14 protein-coding genes are annotated in these 10,207 nt (G+C 36.6%); 10 read left to right on the top strand and 4 right to left on the bottom strand.

Annotated features, from left to right (window positions below; genetic code table 11):
- Window positions 1-253 precede the first annotated feature (253 nt).
- A complete protein-coding gene (locus tag JUJ52_RS17245; RefSeq protein WP_026679886.1) occupies window positions 254-727 on the top strand; it encodes an acyl-CoA thioesterase in 474 nt (157 codons plus the stop codon).
- Between the two features lie 339 nt (window positions 728-1,066).
- On the opposite strand, the gene JUJ52_RS17240 is transcribed toward JUJ52_RS17245, so the two are convergent.
- A complete protein-coding gene (locus tag JUJ52_RS17240) occupies window positions 1,067-1,516 on the bottom strand; it encodes a YaiI/YqxD family protein (RefSeq protein WP_026679887.1) in 450 nt (149 codons plus the stop codon).
- Between the two features lie 152 nt (window positions 1,517-1,668).
- On the opposite strand from JUJ52_RS17240, the gene JUJ52_RS17235 reads away from it, so the two are divergent.
- From JUJ52_RS17235 to JUJ52_RS17220, 4 genes are all read left to right on the top strand, one after another.
- Window positions 1,669-2,037, top strand: a complete 369-nt coding sequence (locus tag JUJ52_RS17235) for a PadR family transcriptional regulator (protein ID WP_166530416.1) — start codon at window positions 1,669-1,671, stop codon at window positions 2,035-2,037.
- Window positions 2,021-3,028, top strand: coding sequence for an HAAS signaling domain-containing protein (locus JUJ52_RS17230; protein WP_205389473.1), 1,008 nt, complete (start codon window positions 2,021-2,023; stop codon window positions 3,026-3,028). Before JUJ52_RS17235 ends, JUJ52_RS17230 begins: the two co-directional genes overlap by 17 nt.
- An 83-nt stretch (window positions 3,029-3,111) precedes the next feature.
- On the top strand, window positions 3,112-3,615 hold the full coding sequence (locus JUJ52_RS17225) for a GNAT family N-acetyltransferase (RefSeq protein WP_034678406.1): 504 nt from the start codon (window positions 3,112-3,114) through the stop codon (window positions 3,613-3,615).
- A complete protein-coding gene (locus JUJ52_RS17220; protein ID WP_255637738.1) occupies window positions 3,608-4,120 on the top strand; it encodes a GNAT family N-acetyltransferase in 513 nt (170 codons plus the stop codon). The genes JUJ52_RS17225 and JUJ52_RS17220 overlap by 8 nt, the downstream gene beginning before the upstream one ends.
- A gap of 325 nt (window positions 4,121-4,445) precedes the next feature.
- Here the strand turns inward: JUJ52_RS17220 and JUJ52_RS17215 are convergent, their stop codons facing one another.
- The gene (locus tag JUJ52_RS17215) at window positions 4,446-5,072 is read right to left on the bottom strand and encodes a flavin reductase family protein (protein ID WP_026679892.1); all 627 of its coding nucleotides are present in this window, start codon (window positions 5,070-5,072) and stop codon (window positions 4,446-4,448) included.
- Window positions 5,073-5,162: 90 nt separating this feature from the next.
- Between JUJ52_RS17215 and JUJ52_RS17210 the strand changes: the two genes are divergently transcribed.
- The 5 genes from JUJ52_RS17210 to JUJ52_RS17190 all read left to right on the top strand — a co-directional run bounded on the left by JUJ52_RS17210 (window position 5,163) and on the right by JUJ52_RS17190 (window position 8,747).
- Window positions 5,163-5,861, top strand: coding sequence for an ArsR/SmtB family transcription factor (locus tag JUJ52_RS17210; protein WP_121604405.1), 699 nt, complete (start codon window positions 5,163-5,165; stop codon window positions 5,859-5,861).
- Window positions 5,862-6,051: 190 nt separating this feature from the next.
- Window positions 6,052-6,435 carry a GntR family transcriptional regulator gene (locus tag JUJ52_RS17205; RefSeq protein WP_026679894.1) on the top strand — a complete coding sequence of 128 codons (384 nt, stop codon included), beginning with the start codon at window positions 6,052-6,054 and terminating at the stop codon, window positions 6,433-6,435.
- Complete coding sequence (locus JUJ52_RS17200; RefSeq protein ID WP_205389474.1) at window positions 6,435-7,325, top strand: ATP-binding cassette domain-containing protein; 891 nt, start codon at window positions 6,435-6,437, stop codon at window positions 7,323-7,325. The genes JUJ52_RS17205 and JUJ52_RS17200 overlap by 1 nt, the downstream gene beginning before the upstream one ends.
- Complete coding sequence (locus JUJ52_RS17195) at window positions 7,312-8,052, top strand: hypothetical protein (RefSeq protein WP_205389475.1); 741 nt, start codon at window positions 7,312-7,314, stop codon at window positions 8,050-8,052. Before JUJ52_RS17200 ends, JUJ52_RS17195 begins: the two co-directional genes overlap by 14 nt.
- Window positions 8,049-8,747, top strand: coding sequence for a hypothetical protein (locus tag JUJ52_RS17190; RefSeq protein WP_026679897.1), 699 nt, complete (start codon window positions 8,049-8,051; stop codon window positions 8,745-8,747). Before JUJ52_RS17195 ends, JUJ52_RS17190 begins: the two co-directional genes overlap by 4 nt.
- A gap of 243 nt (window positions 8,748-8,990) precedes the next feature.
- Here the strand turns inward: JUJ52_RS17190 and JUJ52_RS17185 are convergent, their stop codons facing one another.
- Window positions 8,991-9,524 (bottom strand): GNAT family N-acetyltransferase, encoded by a 534-nt coding sequence (locus tag JUJ52_RS17185; RefSeq protein ID WP_026679898.1) that lies wholly within the window; start codon window positions 9,522-9,524, stop codon window positions 8,991-8,993.
- Between the two features lie 12 nt (window positions 9,525-9,536).
- Window positions 9,537-10,166: a TetR/AcrR family transcriptional regulator gene (locus JUJ52_RS17180; RefSeq protein ID WP_205389476.1), complete on the bottom strand. Its 630-nt coding sequence runs from the start codon at window positions 10,164-10,166 to the stop codon at window positions 9,537-9,539.
- Window positions 10,167-10,207 lie beyond the last annotated feature (41 nt).

Here is a 10,207-nt window from a genome sequence, read left to right as displayed (position 1 = left end):
TTTTAGATTAAAGCTTAACGCTAGTTGAATGAGCTGCCGACTTAACATTTATCATTCCTACTTTTTGCTGCAAGAGCTAAGCGATAGTAACTATTAATTTTAACAAATGGCCAAAAGATAATCTATATGGATATATTAAAATTCTAATAGCATATGGTTGGTATGATATAATAGTAAGGTTGATTTTAAAAGTTAGCTTACAGGGCATCTTCTCATGTAGGAGATGTTTTTAATCGTATAGGAGGATGGAAAGATGGAAAAAGTATCAATAAACGAATCAAGGACAGTGCAAACAAGGCTGGTGCTCCCACCAGATACGAATCATTTAGATACTATTTTTGGTGGAAAGGTATTGGCTTATATCGATGAAATTGGTGCTCTTTGTGCGATGAAGCATGCAAAAAGTGCGGTTGTTACGGCATCAATCGATTCGGTTGATTTTCTTTCATCAGCGAAAGCCGGAGATTCCTTAACATTGGAAGCTTTTGTTACATATACAGGAAGAAGTTCAATGGAAGTATATGTGAAAGTAACGGCGCGTGATCTAATTAATCAGGTTGAAAGATTAACAACGGAATCATTCCTCACAATGGTTGCAGTCAATGAACAAGGACAACCTATCCCTGTGCCACAAGTATATCCAGAAACGAATGAAGAAAAGAAATTACATGAAACAGCTCCATATCGAAGAGAGAATCGGAAAAGGCGTGCGACAAATAGAAAGTAGAAAAAAGAGGCAGGGACAAAACACACTTCTTTACTCAAAATACGAATAATCATGTTATCAATAGGAGTATCATCGCCGCACCGTGAAACTATACGCTCTTTCCGCGAGCACAGCCTCAGCTAACTTGGTAAAGAAAAACACGTTACCAAGTGGATCTTCGGACTCGTGCTGTTCCCGCCGGATCCTCGCTTATTTCAGGTGCTAAATTTATTATTCTAATCAAAAAACGAAAAGATATTTAATTCAAATTAATTATCTTTTCGTTTTTTATTGTTTCTTCATTCTTTTGTCTCAGCCTCTTTTTTGTAGAGAAAAGAATAGCTAGCAGTCATCCATTTATCATTCCTGCCGTTGTTCCAGTAAATTTCTAAACCGTTCTTTAAATAGCCTACGATCTTCTTTTGAAAAAGGTTTCGGCCCTTTTGTTCGTTGCCCACTTTTTCTTGCCATAGCACTTAAATAGCGTGTTTGTAAAAGCTGGTCAATATTTTCGTTCGTATAAAGGAAGCCTTTGTGATGAACTACTTGACAGTGTTTAGCAAGCCCTAAGGATGCAAGGCCGTAATCCTGAGTTACAATAATGTCACCTTTTTGTACTAATTTCATAATTCGATAATCTGCTGCGTCAGCACCTGCATCAACATAAATAGTTTTGACTCCATCTAATTCGCGTCGATTAGAAAAATGGGAAAAGCTTTGAACAAGTGTAACAGTAATTTCAAATTCATTCGCTAACTGAATGACAGAATCCTTTACAGGGCAAGCATCTGCATCTACATATATTTGCATGATAAAACTCCTCATTTGTACTTATATCTTGGGGTGAGCATAGTTTGAAAGCTCTCAAATGTCAAGTTAAAGTATATGTTTTGTTTTGGTTATTAATGTGCACTTTACAATAGTGTACGACATACACCATAATGTTTTTAGGAGTTGATAAGATGAGCGATATTAAACAGCACTTAGATAAACTAACGCAGGAACTACGTAGGGGTACGCTAACAATTGGTGTTTTAAGTCAATTATCGAAGCCACAGTATGGATACTCTCTAGTAACGAAACTAAATGGAGAGGGAATCCATGTTGAACCAGGGACGTTATACCCATTGCTAAGAAGACTAGAAAAGCAGGGATTGCTGGAAAGCACTTGGAATACAGATGAAGCCAGGCCACGGAAATACTACATGTTAAGCAAAAGAGGTGCAGAAGTATTTGAACTATTATGGCAAGAATGGGAGGAAATGGTGGATAGCTTAAACCATTTAATTGGTTTAGAAAAAGGAGGAGACTCGGATGGAAATCATCGATAGGTATATTTACGCAGTGACGCAGCGGCTGCCTCAATCGCAGCGAGCAGATATTTCTCAAGAGCTTAAAGGTCTAATTACAGATATGCTGGAAGAACGAACGGATGGAAAGCGTACTACTGATAAGGACGCTGAGCAAGTATTACTCGAGCTAGGAGACCCAAAGCAGCTTGCGGAGCAGTATCGTGAAACAAAAAAGTATATCATAGGTCCTGAATTTTATGATCCATTTATGACGGTTATGAAAATAACATTATATTCTGTTGTTATTGTTATGAGTTTTGAATTTGTAATTCAAATTATCATTAACCCAGCAAGTCTATTGGAGCAGTTTGTAGATTATATTGTGTCATTTTTCACGATGATACCTATGGCGATTGGCTGGGTAATAGCTGTATTTGTATTGTTGGAGTATGTTCAAGTAAATGGACAAGATTTGAATATAGAAAAGAATTGGACACCATCTGATCTTCCGCAACTTCCCGACCTAAAAAGACAGATTAAGCGATCCGAACCGATTACAGCGATTATTTTCTTTATAATTGTTATGGCAATGGCGGTCTTTTCAAGTAACTACTTTGGCGTGTGGCGCTTTGAGACAGGAGAATTTGCTACTGTAGTCCCGTTCTTAAATGAGGATACGTATTCAGGTTATATGTTATTTATCCTTCTCATTCTTAACCTGGCTATAGTTAAAGAAATTGTCAAACTAATAAAAGGAAAATGGACTAGTAAATTGCTTATATTTACGGTGGTGATTGATATAATAACCGTTGTGGTAGTTCTGTTGATGGTAACCGGGCCTGATTTTTGGAACCCCGCGTTTATGCAAGAACTTGAGCAGGCTGGTATGATAACAGAGAGAAGTGAAAGCTATGAAACTGTTGAAAAAATCTGGGAAACGGCAACTCTTTGGACATTAATTTTAATGATTGTAGGGTTAATATGGAATATCATTGCTGGGTGGTTAAAAGTTAGAAAAATGAATAAATAGATGTTTTCTTTTTCCGCCATATTGATTATAATTACTATCAATTATAATCAATATGGTTTTTTATTAGGGAAGAGGTGGAATTGATGAGGTTAGTTGAGCCAGCTCAGGAATGGGAAAAAGAACACCGAGCTTATGTGGAAGAATGGGGACTGACACGGATGATTCCTAGTAGTTTTGACTTAACAGGACATGACACTTATGGTGCCTACCTGAAGGCAAGGACTTTAAGACAAAGCGGTCATGGGAATCGTGTACCAAGCTCAAATTATTTCTTAATTAATGATGAGAATAGAATAGTAGCAATGGTTGATATTCGACATGAGCTTAATTCTTTTTTATTAAATGTTGGTGGGCATATTGGATACAGTGTTAGACCCTCCGAACGTAGAAAGGGATATGCCACTCGTATGCTTCATGAAGCTTTGGGAGTGTGCAAGGATTTAAAGATAAAGCGTGTACTAGTAACATGTGATGAGGATAATATTGGTTCAGCCAAAACCATAGTAAATAATGGTGGGTTAGAGGATAATAGCTTTATTGATGAAGATGGCACACTGAAAAGGAGGTTTTGGATCAACAATGACTAACAGCATTGATTCTATCATTATGGAATACATGAAAAAGGAAGACTGGCCAGAGGTAAGAGATATCTATATAGAGGGTATTAAGACAGGAAATGCAACATTTGATACAGAACCACCAACTTGGGATGAGTGGAATAGTAAGTATTTACAAACATGTAGACTTGTTGTACGTGAACATGGTAGAGTCGTAGGCTGGGCTGCTTTACTGCCAATTTCATCTAAGAAAACTCACGCTGGTGTTGCGGAGCTAAGCATTTATCTCGGTGCAAAAAGTAGGGGAAAGGGATTAGGGAGAAGGCTAATGGAATTTCTAGTAGCGGAAAGTGAAGCTGCTGGTTTCTGGACACTACAATCTGGTGTTTTCCCAGAAAATGTAGGAAGTATTTATTTACATGAAAAAGCAGGATTCTATGAAGTGGGTATTCGAAAACGAATTGGAAAACTAGATGGCGTATGGCGTGATGTTATTTTATTGGAGCGGCGAAGTAAAGTTATCGGGATAGACTGAGCTGCTAATAAAGATCGCACCAGTTTTATCCCACATATAACTGTCAGTAAGACCCCCACTTCAAGCAATAAAGTGAAACCAATATTGGTAAGTGGGGATCGACTGTCAGTAAAGGTCTGATTGGAGGATAAACAAAATCCCCCACTAATTGAAGTTTCCTTTTATTTGACAAGCCCATTCCTTTAGCGATTTTGCTTGGTTGGATCTCTTTTTTCTCCGTTTTTCACTTCCTTTAGTGTAGAATTCACCAAGATGCTCTTCATTGTGTTGCTTTTCAACAGCTTGTTTGCATTATACACCAACCTGTTTTATCCTTTTCCTTCACCTAAATTTCAGATCGAAAGCTTTTGCCAAGTTCATCACTAATACCAAAGTAATGTCTAAAATTGTATAGTAGTGGACTCCATTTGTTTGGATTAATATGATTTTCATTCATAATAATTTCCTTATGTGCATGTACATGGATAGCCTGTGTTTCAACAATTGCAAAGAATGGAGCGTATTCGGGAATCTGAATATTCTTCACGATCGCTTCAATTTGTATGGGGCACTCTGCAATACGATTCGGCTTAACCTCTTTGGAAGGACAAGGAGTTAGCCCGCTAACAGCATACTTTTCCTTCTCATACTTGAATCCATTGTCTTTTTTAAAATTTGGTACAGGGTCTTTCCCGGTGTATGGAGCGAGTCGTTCAACATTCTCCCAGAGGGAAGGGTCTGGAATATTAAGAACACATTCAGGATGTCTCTCTAAGTTTTCGATTGCTTTTCCACCTAGACCAATTCCTAATACGATCGTATTACCTAATGCCCACGATGATGACAATGGACTAATATTAACTGTTTCATCCTCATTGCATGTGTTTAGTAAAATAACTGGTGTTCCGTAATAAAGAATTTTGGGTTGAATTGTTTCAGTGACGGGTACGTGTTTCCATTTTTTTGTTCTCATGATTCTATCTCCTTTCATTCATTAATTTGTATTGTATAACGTAATTATTTCGATTATCATCGAAATATGAATTACAAAAGGAGGAAGTCTATGAAAACAAATACAAATGCGGCGATAATAGCTTCACTTGTAAGTGAAGCGTCAAGAGCTGCCATATTAACGGTATTACTAGACGGTAGATATCATCCTGCTAGTGAGTTAGCGTATATGGCAGGAATAAAACCTCAGACAGCAAGCTTTCATCTAGCAAAAATGGTTGATGCAAATGTCGTAGCTGTTTCTCAGCATGGAAGGCATCGATATTACGGAATCCAAAGTCAAGAAGTTGCTCAAGTAATGGAATCTTTTTTATCGATAGCACCACCTATTAAGATTAAGTCTTTAAAGCAAGCAAAGGAAGATAAAGCCATTCGTTATGCTAGAACTTGTTATGACCATCTTGCTGGTAATCTCGGTGTAGCAATAACGACTTCCTTCCTTCATAAAGGTTTAATTGATGAAAAGAAAGAAATATTTACAATTACTGAGGATGGGAAAGAATTTTTTACAAGTTTTCAAATAGATCTAGAGAAGCTAAAAAAGAAGCGTCGTTCTTTTTCACATAAATGCTTAGATTGGAGTGAAAGGCGACCACACCTTGCCGGTGCACTGGGAAATGCATTGTTAGAGCGTTTTATAGAATTACATTGGATTCAGCAATTACCTAAAACACGTGCGATAAAAATTACAGCTGAGGGAGAAAAAGGATTTAAAGAAATATTCGCTGTCGATATGTCACATTCATCGTAAAAACTGCAAATGTATAATTTGCCCCAATTTCTAGAAAATATTTAGAAGTTGGGGTTTTATTTTGTGTTAAATTTATTAGTCTTGGTGTTATTTAATGATTTTACCTATTGTAATTTATCTGAAAAAGTAATATACTACATTACATGACTAATGCACTAACCTACATCTGATTGGAAGGGAGGCTGCAGGAATGCATTTGAGTACTGATGGCACGAAACCTATCTACGTCCAAATTGCAGAATGGATCGAAACAGAAATATTAAATGGTAATTTCCAGCCAGATGATAAAGTATTTTCTCAATATAAACTCGCAGAGATGTTTACCATAAATCCTGCAACTGCAGCTAAAGGATTAAATATATTAACAGACGAAAAGGTTTTGTATGGAAAAAGGGGACTTGGAAAGTTTGTAACAACGGAAGCAAGATCAATCATTGTTGATAAACGGAAGAATCAAACATTAAAGGGACTCATACTGGAAGTAGCGTTGGAAGCAGACCGGTTAGATGTAGACGAAGAAGAGTTAATAGAAATGTTAAAGCTAACAATGAAGAAGCAAAAGGGGGATGTGTAATGGGATTGATTACCTGTGAAGAATTAAGTAAAAGTCGAGGAGGCGAAAATGCATTAAATGACATTTCCTTTTCTATCAATGAAAATACAATTACTGGACTGGTTGGTAGGAATGGGGCGGGAAAAACGACATTATTAAAGATTCTTTCAGGATTATGGAGGGAATCTTCTGGGAAAGTGCATGTTCTTGAGGAACATCCTTTCAATAATTTATTTGTTGCTGTTAACTCTATTTATATTGATGATCAAATGGTATTCTCACAGACACTTTCTCTTAAGGATATTCTTATAGAGGCGGAACGATTTTATCCAAATTGGGATAGGGAATTAGCCAATCGTTTATTTGAATATTTTCAATTCCATCCGAAGCAGAAACATGGTCAATTATCTAAGGGGAAGCGAAGCACCTTTCATATGATTTTGGGGCTAGCCTCAAGATGTGCAGTGACAATCTTTGATGAGACAACAATAGGTATGGATCATGCTGTTCGAAAGGATTTTTACAGAGCATTATTAAAGGATTATCTTACTGTTCCGCGAACGATTATCATTTCTAGTCATCACCTAGAGGAAATAGAAGAATTGCTAGAGCATGTCCTGTTGTTAAAGCACGGAAAGAAATTATTTCATTTGCCAATCGATGACGTTAAGAATTATGCGATTGGTTTAACAGGTAGAACTGAAATAGTAAGGCAATGGGTTAAAAATAAACAGATCATCCATATGGAGAATGTTGGTGTAAATAGCTCCTATGTAGTTATTAAAAATGACCCATTTGATTTAGATCAGGCTAGGCGACTTGGCATTAGCGTATCACCTGTTACTCCCAGTGATCTTTGCATTTATCTAACTGATCAGGAACAAGGGAGGATTGACGATGTCTTTAAATAGTATTTCATTTAGAAGTCTGGTTTACAGTCAGTATATATATAAATTAAAAAGCTATATAGGATTATTTAATTCTTTGGTTGTTTTACAGCTACTTGCCATTCTTTTTGCTCTAGGTGGCTCTGGTATGAGTGGTACGAGTGGATATGGGATTCGTATAGATGTTAATTATTACTCCGCCGATTTAGTTATCATCTTCACCATCCTTTGGGCATTTTTTAGTTCTATATTAATGACAACTAGAAGCTATCAAGAAGAAAGCTATACATTTGTTACGAATCGGCTTAGTAATAATCTTTCAAATATCGCAGTCATATTGACTATGAGTATTATTAGTGGTTCAACGGCATTACTATCCAAGCCGTTAATGAAAGTAGTCTTATACGTAATTGGTGACACATTTTTTATAGAAGCAGAAACGGCGATTAGCAGGATGGATCAACTAAGTGGAATTATAGCGACCATTTTGTATATTTTATTAGCAGGCTCGATTGGCTATCTTATTGGCACTGTTACGCAAATGCATCGACTTCTCACTATCATTGTTCCGGTTGTATTCATAGGAATACTTGTTGCTTTTGATGGGGAAGGGCAATTCACTTCCAAAGTGACAGCGTTTTATTATCAAGAAACCTCCATATTACTATTTAGTGCAAAGATGGTTGTAACGATTGCCTTATTATGTAGTGCAGCTACACTACTTAGTAATAGAAAGGAGGTTAGACAATGAATGATGTTATCGTAACCTTTTTACCTATTGTCTTACTTCTTGTTATTATTACAATCGTATTTGTTATATCAAATGTATGGAAGAAATATGTAGGTGGTTATAGAAGAGGTATCAAGTGGTTGTTTGCACTATATATTATGACGCTACTTATTGCTGCTTGTATTTCTTATATATTACCAATTGAAAAGCCAATTAAGGAAGAGAAGGTAGAGAATGTACCGTATATATATGATTATATAGAAAGTGGAAGGAAAGATGAGATTGATCCTCGGTTTATCCGTCGACAATGGGAATATTCATTGGCAGAAGAAGAACTGCAAATCTATGCACCTGAGAATAATTTCAATGGTACAACGATTCTCGTAGAACGGACGGATGATTTAAAAGACAAGGTTGAGGTCACTTTTTATCAAACACCTACTTATATGTATGGAAAGCGAATGACAGATCAAGCCCCGTTACCAATTATCAAGCAAGAGAAAAATGTACTATACATGATGAAGCCAGAAGAAGTTTCAGTAGAGGAGAATACCTTTAAGAGGGAATTTCCATTTAACCAATTTACTGGTGAGGAATTTATGAGTAATGGTGCAGACATTTCTTATGGTCAGGATTTACTTTTTGTCCGTATTGATCATTCCATTAAGGTTCACTTAGATGAATCTGCTGGAATGCATATATTTAAATCAGAGTGAGGCTTTCCCTAAAGGTTTATACAGTGATGTAACTGAAAGGACGAACAATAGTAGTGAAGCGTAGGAAATATACGTAGACTCTACGGGAACAGCACGAGTCCAAAGATCCCTGTAGCGACTCGAAATGAGGAGCTACAGAAACGGAGGCCGTGCCCGTGGAAAGTGAAGTATATTTCCGATGCTGTCATACATCTAGTATAGTTCGTCTTTTTTTGATAAGCCTACTTTTGTCCCTGCCTCCTTTCAAACATATTCAGTACGTAGCATTCCCATATGTAATAAGTCATGCCATTTCCCATTTCGATATAAAAATTGCCTAGATCTTCCTTCGTGAAAAAACCCTAATTTTTCATAAAGCTTAATAGCCTTTAGGTTAAAGGAAAACACTCGTAAAGATAGTCGGTGTAAATTCATTTCTGAAAATGCATAGTTTAGTAGCAGTTGCATTGCCTCTTTACCATAGCCCTTTCCCCAGTAGTCTTTATTACCAATATCAATAATGCATTCTGCGTTGTGGTTTACATTGTCTATTTGTATTAGCGAAATAACGCCTATGGGTGTTTCGCCGCTGTCTTTAACGGTAATGATGTAGCTTTTTGATGTGCTACTATGGAGAATGACTTCTCTGACAAATGATTTCGTTTCTTCAAATGTATAAATATCTAGATTAGGACTCGTTGTCTGCATAACATCTATATCATTTCTCCATTGGTGGTAAAGGTCCGTATCCTCGATTGTCATTTTTCTTAACTTTATTCTAGAAGATTCAAATAACATATGATCACGCTCCTATTTTTGGGGTGTTTGTACTATTGGACAAAGCAAAGTCTTTAACGATTCCAAGAAAAAATCTATTTGCTTTTCCATGCTTGTCACCTGTGATCCAAGTAAATCGGTGTTTAATATCATTCCATCCATAAATGAAATAAGATAGTGTGCAATGGTATCTCCATCTGTAACTGGATTTAATTGACCGGCATCTTTTCCTTGTTGGATGGTACGTTTAATTCCTTCAACCATTACTTCATATCGCTTTTTAATATAAGAGAAATGCTCCTTGTTGTTAACATAGTTAGAAGAAAGAAAGAATTCACTGCGTGCTTGTACAAGGGATGGCTGATTCGTGTGAATATCTACTAGTTGTTCAATCCAAAAAGTAAGTTGTTGCCAAACCGATTTTCTACTATCTATTTGGATATTCGGCAACAGGTACTGATCGTCATTATAGAGTACCTCCACAAAGGCATGATCTATATTTTTGAAATAATTATATATTGTTCCCCTTGATACACCAGCAATATCAATAATATCTTGTATAGTTGCATTTGTGTATCCTTTACTTAGAAAGACTTCACGGGCCGCAAGTAGTAGCTGTTGCTTTTTTTTCACTTTGTATGTACTAGTAACTTTGGGGGCCATATATTGCCTCCTTTACCTAAAGTGACAAGTATGTCATTTTA

This window comes from Virgibacillus sp. AGTR, assembly GCF_016919725.2.
Taxonomy (GTDB): domain Bacteria; phylum Bacillota; class Bacilli; order Bacillales; family Amphibacillaceae; genus Virgibacillus; species Virgibacillus salarius.
The sequence above is the reverse complement of the archived record's forward strand: the minus strand, read 5'-3'. Positions and strand labels throughout refer to the sequence as shown.